At 53.8% G+C, this 21,093-nt stretch carries 16 protein-coding genes; 10 read left to right on the top strand and 6 right to left on the bottom strand.

Translation table 11 applies throughout. From position 1 onward, the window contains the following. Positions 1 to 161 precede the first annotated feature (161 nt). From ebgA to GFC06_RS07615, 3 genes are all read left to right on the top strand, one after another. On the top strand, positions 162 to 3,254 hold the full coding sequence (gene ebgA, locus GFC06_RS07625) for a beta-galactosidase subunit alpha (protein ID WP_153689990.1): 3,093 nt from the start codon (positions 162 to 164) through the stop codon (positions 3,252 to 3,254). Further along, entirely contained in the window at positions 3,251 to 3,700 is a 450-nt protein-coding gene (locus GFC06_RS07620) for a beta-galactosidase subunit beta (protein ID WP_016154597.1), read from the top strand. Before ebgA ends, GFC06_RS07620 begins: the two co-directional genes overlap by 4 nt. 65 nt (positions 3,701 to 3,765) lie before the next feature. Next, the gene (locus GFC06_RS07615) at positions 3,766 to 5,199 is read left to right on the top strand and encodes an amino acid permease (RefSeq protein WP_016154598.1); all 1,434 of its coding nucleotides are present in this window, start codon (positions 3,766 to 3,768) and stop codon (positions 5,197 to 5,199) included. A gap of 212 nt (positions 5,200 to 5,411) precedes the next feature. Here GFC06_RS07615 and GFC06_RS07610 read toward each other — a convergent pair whose 3' ends face one another. The 5 genes from GFC06_RS07610 to GFC06_RS07590 are packed head-to-tail and all read right to left on the bottom strand — an operon-like array spanning position 5,412 to position 11,039. After that, entirely contained in the window at positions 5,412 to 6,470 is a 1,059-nt protein-coding gene (locus GFC06_RS07610; protein WP_153689989.1) for a glycoside hydrolase family 130 protein, read from the bottom strand. Then, positions 6,454 to 8,037: an alpha-glucosidase gene (locus GFC06_RS07605; RefSeq protein WP_153689988.1), complete on the bottom strand. Its 1,584-nt coding sequence runs from the start codon at positions 8,035 to 8,037 to the stop codon at positions 6,454 to 6,456. Before GFC06_RS07605 ends, GFC06_RS07610 begins: the two co-directional genes overlap by 17 nt. Positions 8,038 to 8,048: 11 nt before the next feature. Then, positions 8,049 to 8,876 (bottom strand): carbohydrate ABC transporter permease, encoded by an 828-nt coding sequence (locus tag GFC06_RS07600; RefSeq protein ID WP_153689987.1) that lies wholly within the window; start codon positions 8,874 to 8,876, stop codon positions 8,049 to 8,051. Continuing rightward, the gene (locus GFC06_RS07595) at positions 8,877 to 9,743 is read right to left on the bottom strand and encodes a carbohydrate ABC transporter permease (protein ID WP_016154602.1); all 867 of its coding nucleotides are present in this window, start codon (positions 9,741 to 9,743) and stop codon (positions 8,877 to 8,879) included. It abuts the gene before it with no gap. 9 nt (positions 9,744 to 9,752) lie between these two features. Further along, the gene (locus tag GFC06_RS07590; protein WP_016154603.1) at positions 9,753 to 11,039 is read right to left on the bottom strand and encodes an ABC transporter substrate-binding protein; all 1,287 of its coding nucleotides are present in this window, start codon (positions 11,037 to 11,039) and stop codon (positions 9,753 to 9,755) included. Positions 11,040 to 11,250: 211 nt separating this feature from the next. Between GFC06_RS07590 and GFC06_RS07585 the strand changes: the two genes are divergently transcribed. From GFC06_RS07585 to GFC06_RS07570, 4 genes are all read left to right on the top strand, one after another. Beyond that, on the top strand, positions 11,251 to 12,297 hold the full coding sequence (locus GFC06_RS07585; protein ID WP_016154604.1) for a LacI family DNA-binding transcriptional regulator: 1,047 nt from the start codon (positions 11,251 to 11,253) through the stop codon (positions 12,295 to 12,297). A 25-nt stretch (positions 12,298 to 12,322) separates the two neighbouring features. Then, entirely contained in the window at positions 12,323 to 13,711 is a 1,389-nt protein-coding gene (locus GFC06_RS07580) for a phosphohexomutase domain-containing protein (protein WP_103767082.1), read from the top strand. Then, a complete protein-coding gene (locus tag GFC06_RS07575; RefSeq protein WP_103767081.1) occupies positions 13,708 to 14,775 on the top strand; it encodes an ABC transporter ATP-binding protein in 1,068 nt (355 codons plus the stop codon). Before GFC06_RS07580 ends, GFC06_RS07575 begins: the two co-directional genes overlap by 4 nt. Before the next feature lie 140 nt (positions 14,776 to 14,915). Further along, positions 14,916 to 16,934: an oxidoreductase gene (locus tag GFC06_RS07570; RefSeq protein ID WP_153689986.1), complete on the top strand. Its 2,019-nt coding sequence runs from the start codon at positions 14,916 to 14,918 to the stop codon at positions 16,932 to 16,934. A 56-nt stretch (positions 16,935 to 16,990) separates the two neighbouring features. On the opposite strand, the gene rlmG is transcribed toward GFC06_RS07570, so the two are convergent. After that, positions 16,991 to 18,127, bottom strand: coding sequence for a 23S rRNA (guanine(1835)-N(2))-methyltransferase RlmG (gene rlmG / locus GFC06_RS07565; RefSeq protein ID WP_049283298.1), 1,137 nt, complete (start codon positions 18,125 to 18,127; stop codon positions 16,991 to 16,993). A gap of 83 nt (positions 18,128 to 18,210) precedes the next feature. Between rlmG and GFC06_RS07560 the strand changes: the two genes are divergently transcribed. The 3 genes from GFC06_RS07560 (at position 18,211) to GFC06_RS07550 (ending at position 21,023) form a co-directional block, all read left to right on the top strand. Continuing rightward, positions 18,211 to 18,711: a M48 metallopeptidase family protein gene (locus GFC06_RS07560; RefSeq protein WP_016157533.1), complete on the top strand. Its 501-nt coding sequence runs from the start codon at positions 18,211 to 18,213 to the stop codon at positions 18,709 to 18,711. A 72-nt stretch (positions 18,712 to 18,783) separates the two neighbouring features. Next, positions 18,784 to 19,782 (top strand): Gfo/Idh/MocA family protein, encoded by a 999-nt coding sequence (locus GFC06_RS07555; RefSeq protein WP_103767078.1) that lies wholly within the window; start codon positions 18,784 to 18,786, stop codon positions 19,780 to 19,782. Between the two features lie 272 nt (positions 19,783 to 20,054). Continuing rightward, on the top strand, positions 20,055 to 21,023 hold the full coding sequence (locus GFC06_RS07550; protein WP_016154611.1) for a TerC family protein: 969 nt from the start codon (positions 20,055 to 20,057) through the stop codon (positions 21,021 to 21,023). Positions 21,024 to 21,093 lie beyond the last annotated feature (70 nt).

Here is a 21,093-nt window from a genome sequence, read left to right as displayed (position 1 = left end):
TGTCATGCATTATTTTCTGCGCCCCCATTATTTTCGTGATCCAGTTAAAGTAAATCACCTCACTCGCTATATTTTAGTAAAACTTTTACTAAAATCACCATCAATTACACTTACTCACCATTACAATGAATGGTTCCGATTTTTCTCCACCGGGAGGCCTTATGAATCGCTGGGAAAACATTCAGCTCACCCACGAAAATCGACTGGCGCCACGCGCATATTTTTTCTCTTATGACTCCGTTGCGCAGGCTCGCTCGTTTGCCCGCGAAACCAGCAGCCTCTTTCAGTTGCTAAGCGGTCAGTGGAATTTTCAGTTCTTTGAGCATCCGCTGCAGGTGCCGGAAATCTTTACGTCGCAGTTTATGAACGACTGGGGCAGCATTACTGTCCCCGGCATGTGGCAGATGGAAGGACATGGCAAACTGCAGTATACCGACGAAGGTTTTCCTTTCCCGATTGATGTCCCCTACGTTCCGACCAATAACCCCACCGGAGCCTACCAGCGCATTTTCTCCCTCAGCGAAGGCTGGCAGGGCAAACAAACGCTGATTAAATTTGATGGCGTAGAAACCTACTTCGAAGTTTACGTGAATGGTCAGTACGTCGGTTTCAGCAAAGGCAGCCGCCTGACGGCTGAATTTGATATCAGCGCGGTGGTAAAGACCGGTGACAACCTGCTGTGCGTTCGCGTAATGCAATGGGCTGATTCCACTTACGTTGAAGACCAGGACATGTGGTGGTCGGCGGGAATTTTCCGCGACGTCTATCTGGTAGGCAAACAGGCGACCCATATTCAGGATTTTACCGTTCGCACCGAGTTCGATGATGACTATCGCGACGCCATCCTCACCTGCGACATTGCGCTGGAAAACCTGGCTTCCACGCCAGCGATGGCGTCGCTCGAATACACCTTGTTTGACGGTGAGCAGGCGCTGCATAGCGGCGTGATTAACAATCTGGCAGTAGATCAACACACCCTCACCGCTTTTAATTTCAAGGTTAGCGCGCCGCAGCAGTGGTCAGCGGAATCGCCGTATCTTTATCATCTGGTGATGACGCTGAAAGATGCCAACGGCAATCTCCTTGAGGTCGTGCCACAGCGGGTCGGATTCCGCGATATCAAAGTTCGCGACGGTCTGTTTTACATCAATAACCGCTACGTGATGCTGCATGGCGTTAACCGCCACGATAACGATCATCTTAAAGGCCGTGCGGTTGGCATGGATCGCGTTGAAAAAGATCTGCTGTTAATGAAGCAGCACAACATCAACTCCGTGCGTACCGCCCATTACCCGAACGATCCGCGCTTCTATGAATTGTGCGATATCTACGGTCTGTTCGTGATGGCCGAAACCGACGTTGAATCTCACGGCTTCGCCAATATCGGCGATATCAGCCGGATAACCGACGATCCGCTGTGGGAAAACGTCTACGTTGAGCGCATCGTGCGCCACATCCATGCACAAAAAAACCACCCGTCGATCGTCATCTGGTCGCTCGGCAACGAATCCGGATACGGCTGTAACATCCGCGCCATGTATCACGCCGCGAAAGCGCTGGATGACACGCGTCTGATCCATTACGAAGAAGATCGTGACGCCGAAGTGGTGGATATCATCTCCACCATGTACACCCGTGTGCCGCTGATGAATGAGTTTGGCGAATATCCACATCCTAAGCCGCGCATCATCTGCGAATATGCTCACGCCATGGGCAACGGTCCCGGCGGGCTGACGGAATATCAGAACGTCTTTTATCAGCATGACTGCATTCAGGGACACTATGTCTGGGAGTGGTGCGATCACGGGATTCAGGCCAAAGATGACGACGGCAACGTCTGGTACAAATATGGCGGCGACTACGGCGACTATCCGAACAACTACAACTTCTGCCTTGATGGCCTGATTTATTCCGATCAAACCCCGGGGCCGGGTCTGCAAGAGTACAAGCAGGTGATTGCGCCAGTAAAAGTACGCGCACAGGATCTGGCTCGCGGCGAGCTACGGGTAGAAAACAAACTGTGGTTTACCACGCTTGACGACTACACCTTGCATATTGAGGTTCGCGCCGAGGGAGATACGCTTTCTGCTCAGCAGATAAAACTGCGCGACGTCCCTCCTAACAGCGATACCCTGGTGCAATGCACACTGCCGGAGCTGGATGCGCGCGAAGCGTTCCTCAACGTCATCGTGACGAAAGATTCCCGCACGTTATACAGCGAAGCCGGGCACCACATCGCGACTTATCAGTTCCCGCTGAAGGCCAGAACGGCGGCTGCCGTACCGTTTAGCCTGAAAAACGCTACCCCTCTGACGCTGGAAGACAGCCCCCAGAGCTGCACCATACGCGGTTATAACTTCCATCTGACCTTCTCAAAACTGAACGGTAAGCCCATTAGCTGGACCGTTAACGGTGAGGAGCTGATTACCCGCGAGCCGAAGATTAATTTCTTCAAACCAACCATTGATAACCACAAACAAGAGTTCGAAGGCCTTTGGCAACCAAATCATTTACAGATTATGCAGGAGCATCTGCGCGATTTTGCCATTGAGCAAACCGATGACGCGCTGTTGATAACCAGCCAGACGATTATCGCCCCGCCGGTATTTGATTTCGGTATGCGCTGTACCTACCGCTGGCGGATTGCCGCAGACGGTCAGTTGAACGTGGAGCTTTCCGGCCAGCCTTACGGCGAGTACCGGGACATTATTCCGTGCATCGGCTTCACGATGGGCATCAACGGCGATTTGGGGAAGGTGGCGTATTACGGACGTGGTCCCGGTGAAAACTATGCCGATAGCCAGCAGGCCAACATCATCGATATCTGGCGCAGCAGCGTGGATGAAATGTTCGAAAACTATCCGTTCCCGCAAAACAACGGCAATCGTCAGGACGTGCGCTGGGCAACGCTAACCAACCGCCACGGCAACGGTCTGCTGGTGGTTCCGCAGCGCCCTGTCAACCTGAGCGCCTGGCGCTATACGCCAGAAAATATCTTTGCCGCACAGCACTGTAATGCGCTGCAGCGCAGCGATGACATCACCCTGAATCTGGACCACCAGGTGCTGGGCTTAGGCTCCAACTCCTGGGGAAGCGAGGTGCTTGATTCCTGGCGCGTCTGGTTCCGTTCGTTCAGCTACGGCTTCACGTTGTTGCCGGTTTCCGGTAGCGAATCTAGCGCTCAAACCGCCGCCAGCCGCGTCTTTGGTACCGGGTTCTTTTCCACGAATTTGCACAGTGAGAATACAAAATGAGGATCATCGACAACTTAGCGCAGTTCCAACAAATTTACGCATCCGGGAAGAAGTGGCAGCGCTGCGTCGAAGCGATTGAAAATATTGATAATATTCAACCAGGCGTCGCCCACTCTATCGGTGATTCCCTGAGCTATCGCGTGGAGACAGACTCCGCGACCGATGCGCTGTTTACCGGTCATCGTCGTTATTTTGAAATCCATTACTACCTGCAAGGACAGCAAAAAATAGAGTATGCCGCCAAAGAGGATCTCCAGGTGGTTGAATATTATCGCGATGAAACCGATCGCGAATATCTGAAAGGCTGTGGAAAAACCGTAGAAGTGCGCGAAGGACAAATGGTTATTTGTGACAACCATGAAGCCTATCGTTTTATTTGTAATAACGCAGTGAAGAAAGTCGTACTCAAAGTCACCATCGAAGATGGTTATTTTCATAATAAATAAAAACACAGGCGGCGCCGACGTTGCGCCGCCAGTACCCTATAATAATCAGGAATCGGAGATGTGCTATGTCTGATACCAAACGTAATACCATCGGCAAGTTCGGCTTACTTTCACTCACCTTTGCCGCGGTTTATAGTTTTAATAACGTTATCAACAATAATATTGAGCTGGGTCTGGCATCCGCACCGATGTTTTTCCTCGCGACGATCTTCTACTTTATTCCGTTCTGCTTAATCATCGCTGAATTTGTTTCGCTGAATAAAAACTCCGAAGCCGGTGTCTATGCTTGGGTGAAAAGTTCGCTGGGCGGACGTTGGGCATTTATTACCGCCTATACCTATTGGTTCGTTAACCTGTTCTTTTTTACCTCGCTGTTACCCCGTGTTATCGCCTACGCCTCATATGCTTTTTTAGGCTACGAATACATTCTGACACCGTTCGCAACCACGGTGTTAAGTATGGTGCTGTTTGCCTTCTCCACCTGGGTTTCGACCAACGGCGCAAAAATGTTAGGACCGATTACTTCGGTCACCTCCACATTGATGCTGCTGCTGACCCTGTCCTACATCCTGCTGGCGGGTACTGCGCTGGTTGGCGGCGTACAGCCTGCTGACCCTATCACCGTAGACGCAATGATCCCGAATTTTAACTGGGCCTTCCTCGGTATCACCACCTGGATCTTTATGGCGGCAGGCGGTGCGGAGTCGGTGGCAGTGTACGTCAACGACGTCAAGGGCGGGTCCAAATCGTTCGTGAAGGTCATTATCATTGCCGGGATTTTTATCGGCGTGCTCTATTCCATCTCCTCGGTACTGATCAACGTCTTCGTCAGCAGCAAAGAGCTGAAATTTACCGGTGGTTCGGTACAGGTATTCCACGGCCTGGCGGCATACTTTGGCCTGCCGGAACTGATCGTTAACCGCTTTGTCGGCCTGGTCTCCTTTACCGCGATGTTCGGCTCTCTGCTGATGTGGACCGCAACGCCGGTGAAAATTTTCTTCTCTGAAATTCCGGCGGGAATTTTCGGTAAAAAAACCGTCGAACTAAATGAAAACGGCGTTCCGGCCCGCGCAGCCTGGATTCAGTTCCTGATTGTTATCCCGCTGATGATTATCCCAACGCTCGGCTCCAATACCGTGCAGGATTTAATGAACACCATCATCAACATGACCGCCGCCGCATCAATGCTGCCGCCGCTGTTTATTATGCTGGCTTACCTGAATCTGCGCGCAAAACTGGACCACTTACCGCGCGACTTCCGTATGGGTTCGCAAAAAACCGGCATTATTGTGGTATCGATGCTGATTGTCCTTTTCACCATCGGGTTTATTGCCTCGACCTTCCCGACCGGCGGTAACATCATGACCATTATTTTCTATAACGTCGGGGGGATTGTTATTTTTCTCGGTTTTGCCTGGTGGAAATACAGTAAATACATCAAAGGGCTAACCAAAGAAGAAAAAGCTATTGAGGCGGCCCCCGCGTCAGATATTAATTAAAATATTAATAACGATAAGCGCAATCTGTTTTCTTGCGCACCTGAAATACAATGTGACATTAAATATACAGACTTGCAGGGCATTTATTGCCCTGCTCTTCTGTTGTGTATTTTCATTATTTGCAGCAAAGATTCGTCCACCAGCGGCCACAACGTGTGAATCGACGTCCCCTGCCAGAAACGGGTTTAGCAACCCAGGACGCTCTGCGGCATTTATTTAACCCCCAGATGCCGCCACAGTTTGTCCAGCGGCATTGTCGCCAGCGCCACACACTCATCGGCGGCGCCGTACCAGACGTGCAGCGTCTCATCGCGGATCAGCGCCCCACAGGTGAACACCACATTGCCGAAGAAGCCTTCGCGCTCGTAGGGCGCATCTGGCTCCAGCAGCGGCACCGGTGATTTCGCCAGAATGCGGGTCGGCTCGTTGAGATCCAGCAGCAGCGCGCCAAGGCAGTAGCGCTGATCGGCATCCACACCGTGGTAGATCTCCAGCCAGCCGCGATCGGTTTTTAATACCGGCGCGCCGCCGCCTGATTTACGGCAGTCCCAGGCATCGCCGGACCGTCCCAGCAGGTGGCGATGGTTGCCCCAGTGCAACATATCCGGCGACTCGCAGATCCAGATTTCCGGATGACCGAAGTGGCACGGGGCCGGACGGGTCAGGGCGTGATATTTACCGGCGATCTTTTCCGGGAAAAAGCAGACGTCGCGGTTGTCCGGACAGAGGATCAACCCTTTTTTCTCCACCGTGACAAAATCTTTGGTCACCGCCAGCGCGGTAGAAATCCCCAGCGACGACACCGCCGAGTAGTTGATGTACGCGGTATCATCGATGCGGGTGATCCGCGCATCTTCGCAGCCGAACTCTTCATATTGCGTATCGGCGATGATAAACGGCTGGCTGTCAATCCGGAAGTTCACCCCATCGCGACTGCGCGCCAGACGCAGATGCGACATGGAGGTCAGCCACACCCGCGCCGGATCGCTTTTCAGCACGATCACCCGCGGATCGCTGAAATCATAGCGTTCATCGCGACGATCGAAACTCGCGGTGGCCTGTACCCAGCCCGCATCGGTTTTTTCCAACAGCGGTACGACACGCTGCTGCTGATCGGAATTGATCACGCTTTCCGCCACTCGCAGCAGCAAAACGATCTCCCCGTCACACTCCGTTACGCCAGCATTGAAAACACAATCGACCTTCCTGCCGGGCAGTGAAGGCGTCACGTCCGCCGGGGTAATCAACGGGTTTTTACTGTGCCTGTCCATGTACTCTCCTTTTGATCAAACATTGATTCTTACCAATCCATTTCGCGTCCTCTCCGTACAGCACTTCAGCCTCAATCTCCTGCCACGGATTGCGAACAGGCGCACCAAAGTTGATGGCGATCCAGACCTGCTCCGCCGCCGTCGAACGGGTAAACCAGACGCATTCGTCAGTGAGGTCGAGCGAGTCCTGCTGTCCCTGATGCAGCGCCGCAACGCGGCGGCGCAGGGCGATCAGCCGCCGGTACTGATGCCAGAACGATGTCTCATCCTGTTGCTGGCGCTCCGCGTTAATCAGGGCGATATCGCCGCCGACGGGCATCCACGGCGCGACGGTGGAAAATCCGCCAAAGGGGGCGTCGCGCCAGGGCAGCGGCGCGCGCGAACCATCCCGCGAATGTTCAATAGCCAGCGCCAGCGCCTGCTGTGGGCTGCTGCCTGCGGCAAGGGCGGTGCGGTAATGGGTTTTTCCCTGTATATCAAAAAGCTGCTCTGCCGTTTGCGGACGGTAGTCGGTCACCCCCAGCTCTTCGCCCTGGAAGATAAACGGCACGCCGCTCACCGTTAGCTGGAGCGCCAACACCGCCAGCGCCCGCCCGGTATCGCGCTCGTTTTCGCCAAAGCGGCTGATCATCCGCGACATATCATGGCTGGAGAAAAACAGCGTCGGTAAACCCGACTGCGCAGCCAGCGTGGTTTTTAACTGGTTGAAAAGACGGGAAACATCAAAAGTTTTCTGGCTGCCGATATTGAAATTAAACACCACGTCCATCAGTTGCGGGCTTTGATAGCGGCTGAGCACGTCAGGGTCTTCGCTGCCGATTTCGCCAATCAGGAAATAGTCCCCCTGCGCCCGAACATGGGCACACAGCCGTTGCAGCGTTTCCGGGAGTCGCGGCTGATTGATGTCAAATTCATGGCGCTGCTCGCCGTTCTCTTCCGGGTTATCAGGCCCAATGCCGTCGGTAGTAAGAAAGTTGATGACGTCAAAGCGAAAACCGTCCACCCCCTGCGTAACCCAGAAATCCACCACCCGGTAAATTTCCTGTTCCACCGCGGGGTTGGCCCAGTTGAGATCCACCTGGCCGGGCGCGAATTTATGGTAATAAAATTCGCCGGTGTCAGGCTCAGCGGTCCACGCGCTGCCGGAAAAGAAAGAACGCCAGTTATTCGGCTGGCGGCGAAAAAGGAAATAATCACGATAGCGGCTGTCCGGATTATTCCACGCATCGCAAAACCAGGGATGTTCTGAGGAGACGTGATTGACCACCAGATCGATAATCACCCGAATGCCTCTGGCGTGGCAGCCGTCAACCACCCGGCGGAAATCGTCCAGAGTGCCGAAACGGGCGTCAACGGCGCAGTAATCGCTGATATCGTAGCCGTTATCCACCAGCGGAGAGGGATAAAACGGCGTGATCCACACCGCACCGATGCCCAGCGCCTGCAAATAATCCAGCCGGGAAATCAGGCCCGGAAAATCGCCCAGCCCGTCGTTATTGCCGTCGCAAAACGAAGGCAGATAAATTTGATAACAGGTACACGCCTGCCACCACGGTTGCTTTTTCACCGTCACGTTCCTTATTTCAGTGATAACGACATGCCTTCGAGGAAGTATTTTCTGAACAGAATAAACAGGACAACGATTGGCAGCATCTGCACCACCGACCCCGCCAGCACCGGTCCCAGGTAGATGCCGTAGGATTTGCTGAAGGTGGCGAGCAGCACCGAAAACGGCATTTTGTCCACTTCGCGCATCACGATCAGCGGCCAGAGGAAGTTGTCCCATGAGCTGGAAAAGGTGAACAGTGCGACAATCGCCAGAATGGATTTATTCAGCGGCATCATCACATGCCTCAGGATCCCCCACAGGCTGGCGTGATCGAGCCTTGCGGCGTACAGGTAATCATTCGGCGTGCCTTTAAAGCTCTGCGAAACCATGAAAATGCCCCAGGCGCTCATCGCATACGGCAGGATCATCGCCCCGTAGCTGTTGATCAGCCCCAGTTCACGCATCAGGACAAACTGTGGAATGATGAACATAAAGACCGGGAAAACCATCTGCACAATCAACAGGTTGCGAAACGCATTTTTGCCGTGAAACTCGGTTTTCGCGACGGCATATCCCACCAGCATTGAGGTCAGCGTGACGCAGACGGTAATGGTGAGCGACACGAACAGCGAGTTAACCAGGGTGCGCAAAAAAGGTTTGTCCGCCCGGTTGCTGTTATCGAACAGAAAAGCGTAATTCTCCAGCGTCAGATGACCGGAAAACAGCCCGGTCGTGTAGATTTGCGCCGTCGGTTTCAACGAGGAGATCACCATCCAGATAAAAGGATACAGCCAGGTGAGCGCCAGCAAAAACATCACGGCGTGAATGAGCAGCGTTAAGGGAGTCAGTTTCTTCATTCACACAATCTCGATATGTTTTTCGAATACTTTGCGGAAGACCCAGATGGCGAGGAAACTGCATGCCGCAACGATAATCGACATGGTCGCCGCCCAGGTTGGCTTCATTTTCTGGAACGCCACTTCATACATCACCACCATCGGACTGGTGGTGCTGTTGAGCGGTCCGCCGCCGGTGATAAGATACGGCTCGGTAAAGATGCTGAACGCCACGGTAATCGCCAGCACCATCACCATCACGATTTGCGCGTTCATCATCGGCAGGGTAATCGCCCAACTTTGCTTAAACTTCCCGGTTTTATCCAACTGCGCCGCGCTGTAAATATCCGCGGGGATCGCCACCATCCCGGAATAGAGAATCAGCCCGTAATAACCGACAAATTTCCAGGTAACAATTAACGCAATGGATAACATGGCGCAGTCAGGGTTGGTAAACCAGGGCACAGAGATGCCGAAACTGGCCTGTAAAAATTGATTGACCGGCCCGTATTCGCTGAACAGTTTTGCAAAGACGATGGAATAGGCCACCCCCGAAGAGATATTCGCCAGTAAAAAGCTCAGGGCAATAAAACTTTTCCCGTACTTAATTTTTCGTAATCCCGCGGCAAACAGCAGCGAGGCAAGAAAGACAATCGGGATATACCACATTAAAAAACGGCACACGTTCCACATCGATTGCCAGAATAACGCGTCATGAAACACGCCAATGATATTCTGTAATCCGCTAAACGTCGGCGTGCCAATAAATTGCCAGTTCGTCACGCTGAGCACGACCAGCCAGCACAGCGGATAAAACCAGAACAGCAACGAATAACCGATCCACGTGGAGGCCAGCAGGCCTCCGGTGCGGGATTCATATCCAGCCATTATTTCCCCTTATTTCGCCAGCAACGTGTTAATTTCCTGCGCGGATTTATCGAGGGTGGCTGCCGGATCGGCGTGGTTGAAAATGACCTGCTCCAGCATCTGCGTCATGCTGCGCTGAATCTCCGTGGTTTGCGTAGTGGCCGCTGGCGGCAGCGCGACGTCCACGTAAGATGCGATCGCCTTCTCCAGCGGGTTTTTCTCAAAGTAATTCACAAACAGCGGATTACTCATTAAATCACTGCGTGCTGGCGGCATACCGGTCAGCTCCAGCCAGCTCCGGTCGTGCTCGGCGTTGTTAAAGACCCACTGAATAAACGCCCACGCCTGCGCTTTGCGCTTGCTGGAACTGAAGATCACCACCCCTTTGCTGTCGCCGAACGTATACGGATGCGCGTCGCCTTTCTCGGTGAGCATCGGCCCAATTTGCAGCGTTTTGAGGATCTCCGGATACTGCTTGTGATAGCGAGCGATATCCCACGGACCGCGCGCGGACGCCAGCACCTGTCCAGTCGCTAACGGATCGTCGGCGGCGGTGAAGTCGTAGCTGCTCCACTTGCTGTTAAAGACTTTCCCCATAAAGGTCAGTACCGCCTGTCCGGCAGGATCGGCAAACGTCGCCTGATGACCCGCGAGGTAAGGTTTACCGCCGTTTTGCGCATAATAAAGCGGAATAAAATCGAACCAGCGTTCCCACCAGTTTTTCCCGGCGGTCATCTGGATAACATAGCCGTTATTATCCGCCGCCCGGCGCTCTGCCAACTGATAAAGCTCATCATAACGGGTCGGAACATGGTCAAAACCATACTGCTTGAGTAAATCGCCCCGCCACCACCAGACGATAGGATTAATATAGATTGGCAGAACATGTTGCTCGCCGTTTAATTGCCAGGCAGGAATAATTTTGCCCATCTGTCGGTTATTAACGAGTTCATTAAAACCACTCATTTTAGACAGGTCTTCAAGCTGACCAATTTCCACCAACTGGCTGGCAAAACCGATAAAGATATTACTGGAAATATCGGGTTCCGTGCCGGAAGCCAGCGCGTTCATTATTGCCTCTTCAGAACTGCTGGCGGCAGGAATGGGCGTAAATTCGACCGGGGTATGCGCCGGGTCTTTATTCCATTCTTTAACCATAGTATTCCAGAAGGCTTCTTCATTTTCGTTTGGTGCCACCCACATTTTAATTGGCGTTTTTGCTGTCTCTGCGGATTTTTTATCATCCGGACCGCAGCCAGAAATACAAAATGCGAATAGTACACAGGCTGTTAATTTAGCTAATTTTACAACTCTCACGATAACTCTCCATTTACTTTCAATAAGTATTGATTTACCGCTACCCTGCTATTGAATGGAGCGTAAATTAACACCCCCTTTTTATGTTTAACGTTAAACAAATCACAAAACGATTTTTGTTTAACGTTAAACTTTGCATCAACGTTCAACGCAATGGACGATAGAAATAAATAATTCACGCCAATATATAAACCCAACAAATATATTAAAAATGAAAATAAACGTTAATGATAATAAAGATAAGAAACGTATTACGATAAAATCATTGGCAAAGATTATGGGTATTTCCCATACCACGGTGTCGAACGCATGGAATAATCCGGAAAAATTATCTCCGGAGCTGCGCCAGCGAATTTTGCAATATGCCAGCGAGCTTGGCTTTCAGGGACCGGACAAGCTGGCGCGCGCGCTGCGTACCGGCAAATCTGACACCATCGGCGTGATATTCAACGACTCTATGAGTTACGTGTTTATCGATCCCCACGACATTGCGCTGATGCGGGGGATCGCCGTCCAGTGTGAAGAACAAAACGTCAATCTGGTCTTGATCCCTTTGCGTAAGCGGCAACAGACGCCGCTCAACACCCTGGTTGATGGCTATATTCTCAACGCCACGCATAACAATGCGGCCATGATCCAGCACGCGCTGGCTCATGGGCGTCCGGTGGTCACGCTCGATTTTCAGTTTCCCGACCATAGCAGCGTCTCCATCGATAACGCCTGCGCCATGCGCGATATTGCCCGCTATCTGGCCGATAAAGGTCATCGACATTTCGGCATCATCGCCTTTCCGTCACAGCCCTCAGCGCAGGGAATGTGCGATCTGACCGCCCCCGTCACCGGCGACAACCTGCTGATGCTCTCCCGCGTGAATGCCTGCCGGGAGGTTTTCCAGCAGCGCGGCTTCGCCCTTGATACGTGCTGGCTGTATCAAACCCGACACGATGAAGAACACGGCGAACAGGCGGCCAAAGCGTTACTGGAAACCCATCCGGAGATCACTGCGCTTATCTGCCTTTCCGATCGCTTCGCCGTCGGCGCGATCCACTACTGCCAACGGCAGCAGCTGGCGGTTCCGCAGCGGGTTGCCGTTACCGGTTTCGATAATCTCGCCGTTGAGGTGGCGGGAATACGCCTGACCACCATCGCGCAAGACGCGGAAAAGAAAGGGGAAATGGCCGTCAAATTGCTGCTCACCAGAGGACCGGTGACCCACTATGAATTGCCTTACCAGCTCATCATTCGGGAGTCAGCCTGACTCATTAATTACAGAAGAGTAGATTATGGATGAACTAACCTGTTTTAAAGCCTACGACATTCGCGGTGAGGTTGGCGTCAACATGACGCCGGATATCGCCTTTCGCATCGGTCGCGCTTACGCCGCCTGGCGCCATCCGCGCCGGGTAGTGATCGGCGCAGACATTCGCCTTAGCTCGGAATCGTTAAAATCCGCCGTGACCGACGGGCTGATTTCCAGCGGCGTGGATGTTATCGACCTTGGTCTGTCAGGCACCGAAGAGATCTACTTCGCCACCCGGGAACTGCGTGCCGACGGCGGCATTCAGATAACCGCCAGCCATAATCCGGCGCAGTACAATGGTATGAAGCTGGTGCGCGAAGAGGCGCGTCCGATCAGTAACGACAACGGCCTGCTGGAGATAAAAGCGCTGGCGGAGCGCAACGACTTTGCACCGATCGTCCATCGTGGCAGCCTCATCCCTTATGATAATCGCCCCGCCTGGATTGCCTGCCTGCTGCGCTTCCTTCAGCATCCGCCGACTCGCCCGCTACGTATTGTGACCAACGCCGGACATGGCACCGTCGGGCCTGCGCTTGACGCGATCGCCGACGGACTGGCCCGTGCGGGCGTTCAGATTGAGTTTATTCGCCTGCACCATCAGCCGGACGGTCATTTCCCGGCGGGCGTGCCGAATCCGATGCTGACGGAAAACCGCCTCATCACCCAGCAGGCGGTTATCGAGAATCAGGCTGATTTCGGCATCGCCTGGGACGGCGATTTCGATCGCTGCTTCTTCTTTGATGAGTGTGGCCGATTTATTGAGAGCTACTACCTGGTTGGCCTGTTCGCCGAGCACTTCCTGCAACGCTCCATAGGCAGTCACATCATTCTCGACCCGCGCCTGACGTGGAATACGCTGGACGTTGTAACTCTCTGCGGCGGAATCCCGGTCATCAGCAAAACCGGGCACGCCTTTATCAAAGCGCGAATGCGCGAAGAGGACGCGGTCTACGGCGGAGAAATGAGCGGCCACCACTACTTCCGCGATTTTGGCTATTGTGACAGCGGGATGATCCCACTGGTATTGCTGCTGCAAATTATCGGCAGCGACAGCCGTCCGCTGTCGGCGTATATCGAACACGCCCAGGTGCGCTTTCCAGTTTCCGGCGAAATCAATCTGACGGTGGCCGATCCGCAATCTGTCATGCAATCCATCGCCGCTCACTATCTGCAAGCCGGCGGCCTGCGTGACGATTGCGACGGGTTGAGCATCGACTTCGTTGACTGGCGCTTCAACTTACGCGCGTCCAACACCGAGCCGCTGCTGCGCCTGAACGTGGAAACCCGCGCGGATACGGCACTGCTGGCGCGCAAAACCGATGAACTTTTAACGCTGATTGCAGCCTGGGATTCTGACAAGGAGAGGTTATGACCGCGCTAAGCCTGAGTAATATTCATAAAGCCTGGGGCAAGAACACCATCATTGAAAATCTGTCGCTGGAGATCGCCTCCGGGGAGTTCATTGTGCTGGTTGGCCCTTCCGGATGCGGGAAATCCACGCTGCTGCGGATCATCGCCGGACTGGAAATCCCCGACGGCGGTAAACTGGTGATGGGGGGAAAAGAGGTCACCAGGCTTGCGGCGGGCAAACGCAACCTGTCGATGGTGTTTCAGTCCTACGCCCTCTACCCGCATATGACCGTCAGGGAAAATCTGTCATTCGGTTTACGTAATATCAACACGCCCGCCGCCGAGATTGATAAGCGAGTCGCTCACGCCGCCAGCATGCTGAAGCTGGAAGAGATGCTGGACAGACTGCCGCAGAATCTCTCCGGCGGGCAGCGCCAACGTGTGGCGATCGGGCGTTCTATTGTCCAGCAACCGGAACTGTTTCTGTTTGATGAACCGCTGTCTAACCTGGATGCCGCGTTGCGGGTCGGGATGCGCCAGGAGATCCAGCAACTGCATAACACCCTGAAAAACACCATGATCTATGTAACGCACGATCAGGTGGAGGCGATGACGCTGGCCGATCGCATCGTGGTGCTTTACAAGGGAAAAATTGAGCAGGTGGGCACGCCGCTGGCGCTGTATAACACCCCGGCAAACCTGTTTGTCGCTGAGTTTATCGGCACGCCGAAAATCAATGTTCTGCCAGCGGTATGGCGTGAAGGCGCACTGCATATCGCCGATAACCTCGTCTTCCGCCTCACCCGTCAGCCCGCAGGTGTTAGCGACGGGGACAAACTGTTTGTCGCCATCCGCCCGGAGCATATGCAGTACCAGCAGACTGGGGATTTCACATTGCAAGGGCGTACCCGGCTGTGTGAATTACAGGGCGACTCCACGCTGGTGTGGTTGGATCTGGCCGGCCACCCCGTGTGCCTGAAGTCTTTTCAACAGCTTAGCTTCATGCCGGATACACCGCTTACGCTCACCGTACAAGAGTCGCACCTGCACCTCTTTGACGGTCTGGGTAAACGACTGGCGTTCTGACCCACTTGCCCTTGCGTCCGCAGGGGCATTTTTTGAATCCCATCACAATCACGGCATTCCCCTTTTCCCTTTTACGCCACGACGGCTAAATTAGAACTCATCCGACCACATAACAATAATTTTACATACTGGACACCTTTATGAGCTATCCGTCGCTGTTCGCCCCGCTCGATTTAGGCTTCACCACGCTTAAAAACCGCGTGCTGATGGGTTCAATGCATACCGGGCTGGAGGAGTATCCCGACGGTGCAGAACGGCTGGCCGCGTTCTACGCCGAGCGCGCCCGTCATGGCGTAGCGTTAATTGTGAGCGGAGGTATTGCGCCTGCGCTTTCCGGCGTGGGGATGGAAGGCGGCGCGATGCTGAACGACACCAGCCAGCTTGCACATCATCGCGTCATTACCGACGCGGTGCATGACGAAGGCGGCAAAATCGCCCTGCAAATCCTGCATACCGGGCGTTACAGCTACCAGCCACATCTGGTGGCACCTTCTGCCATTCAGGCGCCAATCAACCGCTTTACGCCGCATGAGCTGACGCACGATGAGGTGCTGCAGTTGATTGAAGATTTTGCCCACTGCGCTCAACTGGCGCGGGAAGCGGGCTATGATGGCGTCGAAGTGATGGGCTCGGAAGGCTATCTCATCAACGAATTCCTGACTCTGCGCACCAATCAGCGCAATGACGAGTGGGGTGGCGAGTATGCCAACCGCATGCGTTTTGCCGTGGAAGTGGTGCGCGCGGTACGCCAGCGTGCCGGTAATGACTTTATTATTATCTTCCGCCTGTCGATGCTCGATCTGGTGGAAAACGGCGGAACCTTCGACGAAACCGTCCAACTGGCGCAGGCGATAGAAGCCGCAGGGGCGACCATTATTAACACCGGTATTGGCTGGCATGAGGCGCGTATTCCCACTATTGCCACCCCGGTGCCGCGCGGTGCGTTTAGTTGGGTGACACGTAAGCTGAAAGGGCATGTGACGATCCCACTGATCACCACCAACCGCATTAACGATCCTCAAGTCGCCGATGACATTCTGGCCCGTGGCGATGCCGATATGGTGTCGATGGCCCGTCCGTTCCTCGCCGATGCCGAACTGCTGTCAAAAGCGCAAACCGGGCGAGCGGATGAGATCAATACCTGTATCGGCTGTAACCAGGCCTGCCTGGATCAGATCTTCATCGGCAAAGTCACCTCTTGCCTGGTGAATCCGCGCGCCTGCCATGAGACCAAAATGCCGATCGTTGCCGCCACTGTGCCGAAAAATCTGGCGGTTGTCGGAGCAGGTCCTGCAGGCCTCGCCTTCGCCATTAATGCCGCCGCACGCGGTCATCACGTGACGTTGTTTGACGCGCATAGCGAGATTGGCGGGCAGTTTAATATCGCTAAGCAGATCCCCGGCAAAGAAGAATTTTATGAAACCCTGCGCTACTACCGCCGGATGATCGATGTGACTGGCGTATCGCTGAAGCTGAATCACTTTGTCAGCGCACGCGATCTGTACCCCTTCGATGAAGTGATCCTCGCCAGCGGGATCGAGCCACGCATGCCACCGATCGAGGGGATCGCGCATCCTAAAGTGCTCAGCTATCTCGACGTCCTGCGCGATAAAATGCCGGTGGGCAAACGCGTGGCGATCATTGGCTGCGGCGGGATCGGTTTTGATACCGCCATGTATTTGAGCCAGCCCGGTGAGCCCACCAGCCAAAACATTGCGGAATTCTGCGTGGAATGGGGGATCGACACCAGCCTGCAACAGCCTGGCGGCTTACGCCTGGAAGGCCCGCACTTATCCCGCAGCCCGCGCCAGATAGTGATGTTGCAGCGCAAAGCCAGCAAACCGGGACAAGGTTTAGGGAAAACGACGGGCTGGATCCATCGCGCCACCCTGCTCTCACGCGGCGTGAAAATGATCCCGGCAGTTAGCTATCAGAAAATTGATGATGATGGGTTACACGTCGTGTTGAACGGCGAACCGTTGATCTTTAACGTGGATAACGTGGTGATTTGCGCCGGACAAGAGCCGCGCCGTGAACTGGTTGATCCACTCCACGCGGCAGGTAAAACGGTACATCTGATCGGCGGCTGCGATGTGGCGATGGAGCTGGATGCCCGGCGCGCTATTGCCCAAGGGACGACGCTGGCGCTGGAAATTTAACAGTATGTATTTCGTAGGCCGGATAAGGCGGTCACGCCGCCATCCGGCACACACGATTAGCGGCGGCGACCGGTTTTGACCGCTTTTAGCACCACGAATTTATTATTGGTGGCGATGGTCACGCAGTTGCCGAAAATCTTCTTCAGCTTGTGGAAGTAGTCAAGGTGACGGTTAGCCACAATGTACAGCTCACCGTTGATTTTCAGGCAGCGGCGAGCGTGGTGGAACATCTCCCAGGCAATGTTATCCGTCAGCGCGTGCTTCTGGTGGAACGGTGGGTTACACAGCACGGCGTTAAAGCGGAACGGTTCGACGCCCGACAGCGCGTTGTTGATCATAAACTCACAGCGATCCAGCGCTTCAGGCATGTTACTTTCCACGTTCAAGCGGCTTGAAGCCACCGCCATCGGCGATTCATCAACAAATACCACGCTGGCTTCCGGGTTCTTCGCCAGCAGCGTCATACCGATGACACCGTTACCACAGCCGAGGTCAACAATCTCCCCTTCGAGGTTTTCCGGCAGATGCTCGATAAAAAAGCGCGCGCCGATATCCAGTCCGGTACGGGAGAAGACGTTGGCGTGGTTATGGATAGTCCATTCGGTACCTTCCAGCTTCCAGCTTAGCACTTGCGAGGCAGCGGCCAGCTCAGGTTTGCTGAACGTACAGTTGATTAAACGGGCTTTTTTCCACGCCAGCGTGGTGGTGGTTGGACCCAACACTTTTTCAAACAGCTCCAGCGTCGAGGTATGCACATCACGCGCTTTTGCCCCGGCGATGATACGCGTTTGCGGCGTCACCACTTCACGCAGCGCGCGCAGTTGCTGCTCCAGCAGCGCCATGGTTTTTGGCAGCTTAATCAGCACCACGCCCGGCGCCTGCGGGTAGTCAGCCGTACTGTCGAGGAACTTGACGCTCGACTCGGCAATATCGTTATGACGCAGGTTCTCGCGTGTGGCAAGCTCGCTGAGATAGGAGTCGCCAATGCTGTACGGCGAATGTTGCGCCAGCGCACAGCCCAGCGCGCCAAAGGTATCATTCAGGATTAGCACCGGGCCGCTAATCTCGGTATCGTCCAGCTGTTGCAGCAGATATTCATCTGCCGCTTCCCACGCCAGCAGCGGGTTAACGTCATCCGTTTCCGGGAAACGTTTAAGTGACAGCGAACGGAAACCGTTGTCTATGTGGCTCATCGGCCCTCCTGAATGGTAAAATTTCGGCGTATCCCTGAAAAGGGTGCGTGAGTATACACTTTTTATGATTGGCATGGGCAAAGATGAACCAACTAACTTATCTCCAGGGCTACCCGGAGAATTTACTTTCTCAGGTGAGAACGCTGATTGCTGAACAGCGTCTGGGCGCAGTGCTGGAGAAGCGCTATCCGGGGACGCATGATTTCGCGACCGACAAAGCGCTCTGGCAATATACTCAGGATCTGAAAAATCAGTTCCTGCGTAATGCCCCGCCGCTGAATAAAGTCATGTATGACAGCAAGATACACGTTCTGAAGAATGCGCTGGGGCTGCATACCGCCGTATCTCGCGTGCAGGGCGGTAAGTTAAAAGCCAAAGCGGAGATCCGCGTTGCCACCGTGTTTCGCAATGCCCCTGAACCTTTTTTACGCATGATCGTCGTTCATGAACTGGCGCATCTGAAAGAAAAAGAGCACGACAAAGCGTTTTACCAGCTGTGCTGTCATATGGAGCCTCAGTATCATCAACTGGAGTTCGATACCCGCCTGTGGTTAACGCAACAATCGTTAAAGCAAACTGCGTAGTCGCGCACTGGCTTTGTCTTCAGAGCATGCTAAATTGACGAAAGGATCCCTTTTCGCAGCCTGAAGGCCATTATGATACGTTTCGCAGTAATTGGCACAAACTGGATCACCCGCCAGTTTGTCGATGCCGCCCATGAAACCGGCAAATATAAGTTAACCGCGGTCTATTCCCGTAGCCTCGAGCAGGCGCAGACCTTCGCCAATGATTACCCCGTCGAGCATCTGTTTACCTCACTGGAAGCGATGGCGCAAAGCGAGGCGATCGACGCCGTCTACATCGCCAGTCCAAACTCCCTGCACTTCCCGCAGACTGAGCTGTTTTTGCGGCACAAAAAGCATGTTATTTGCGAAAAGCCGCTGGCCTCAAACCAGGCGCAAGCCGAAGCCGCTATCGCCTGCGCGCGCGAAAATCAGGTCGTGCTGTTTGAAGCGTTTAAGACCGCCAGCTTGCCTAACTTCCTGCTGTTGCAGCAATCTCTACCCAAAGTCGGAAGAATCAGGAAAGCGTTTATCAATTACTGCCAGTACTCCTCGCGTTACCAGCGCTATCTGGACGGTGAAAATCCGAACACGTTTAATCCGGCGTTCTCAAATGGCTCGATTATGGATATCGGTTTTTACTGCCTGGCCTCAGCGGTTGCGCTGTGGGGTGAGCCGCAAAGCGTTCAGGCCAGCGCCAGTCTGCTAGAAAGCGGCGTAGATGCCCACGGCGTGGTGGTGATGAATTACGGTGATTTCAGCGTCACACTCCAGCACTCAAAAGTAAGCGACTCGGTGTTAGCCAGTGAAATTCAGGGTGAGCAGGGATCGCTGGTGATCGAGCATATCTCCGAGTGTCAGAAAGTGTGCTTCGTTCCTCGCGGGGGGAAAACCCAGGATCTGACGACGCCTCAGCACATCAATACTATGCTGTATGAGGCAGAGGCTTTTGCTCATTTGGTTGAATCCGGCGAAGTGGATCACCCCGCACTGGCCGTCAGCCGTATCACCGCCAAACTGCAAACAGAGATTCGCCGCCAGACCGGCGTGATTTTCCCGGCAGACGAAGCGGTAATATCGCTGACTGCGTAAAAGTATGTAAAACGAATGTTGCAGGCCATTGACTGAATGCATGGCCTGTAATATTTTGTAACCCGCAAAGGGGAGTAACTTCGTTGTCGGTTGATCGTCATTACGATGTGTGAAAAACCACATCCGGTCGCCGGGCGATAACAAAGGAATACGCCATCGTATTCCTTTGTTGTTGTAAGTGAGACCTTGCCGAATGGCAAGGTCTATGCATAAAAAGCAGCGGCTAACGTCATTCGGCGTTGGCCGTTTTTTTTTATGCATGGGGAAATACAATGAATACTGTCGGCACACCGTTGTTATGGGGTGGCTTCGCTGTCGTGGTGGTAATTATGCTGGCCATCGACCTGCTGTTGCAGGGTCGTCGTGGCGCGCATACGATGTCGATGAAGCAGGCTGCGGCCTGGTCAATCGTTTGGGTAACGCTGTCGTTACTGTTTAACGCCGTCTTCTGGTGGTACCTGGCACAAACCCAGGGCCGCGCCGTTGCCGACCCACAGGCGCTGGCGTTCCTTACCGGCTATTTGATCGAAAAATCGCTGGCAGTAGATAACGTCTTTGTCTGGTTGATGCTGTTCAGCTACTTCTCCGTACCGCCTGCGTTGCAGCGTCGGGTACTGGTGTATGGCGTGCTGGGAGCCATTGTTCTGCGTACGATCATGATCTTCGCCGGCAGTTGGCTTATCACCCAGTTTGAGTGGCTGTTGTACGTGTTTGGTGCATTCCTGCTGTTTACCGGCGTAAAAATGGCGCTGGCGAAAGAAGATGCTTCCGGTATTGGCGACAGGCCGTTAGTACGCTGGCTGCGCGGTCATTTGCGCATGACCGATACCATCGAAGATGAAAAATTCTTCGTGCGTAAAAACGGCCTGCTGTTTGTTACGCCGCTGATGCTGGTGTTGATTCTGGTTGAGCTGAGCGACGTCATTTTTGCCGTCGACAGTATTCCGGCTATCTTTGCCGTCACTACCGACCCGTTCATCGTGCTGACCTCAAACCTGTTTGCTATTTTGGGTCTGCGCGCAATGTACTTCCTGCTGGCGGGCGTGGCGGAGCGTTTCTCCATGCTGAAGTACGGTTTGTCGGTCATTCTGGTGTTTATCGGTATTAAGATGCTGATCGTCGATTTCTACCATATCCCGATCGCTATCTCGTTAGGCGTGGTATTTGGCATTCTGTTTGTGACGCTGATTGTGAACGCCTGGGTCAACCACCAGCACGATAAAAAGCAACAAATACAGTAAGTTTCATCTGCTAGCTGAAAAGCCCGACAGCACACTGCGTGCGTCGGGTTTTTTGTTTATCATGTCAAAA

The sequence above is a fragment of the Citrobacter braakii genome, assembly GCF_009648935.1.
Taxonomy (GTDB): Bacteria; Pseudomonadota; Gammaproteobacteria; order Enterobacterales; family Enterobacteriaceae; genus Citrobacter; species Citrobacter braakii.
The sequence above is the reverse complement of the archived record's forward strand: the minus strand, read 5'-3'. Positions and strand labels throughout refer to the sequence as shown.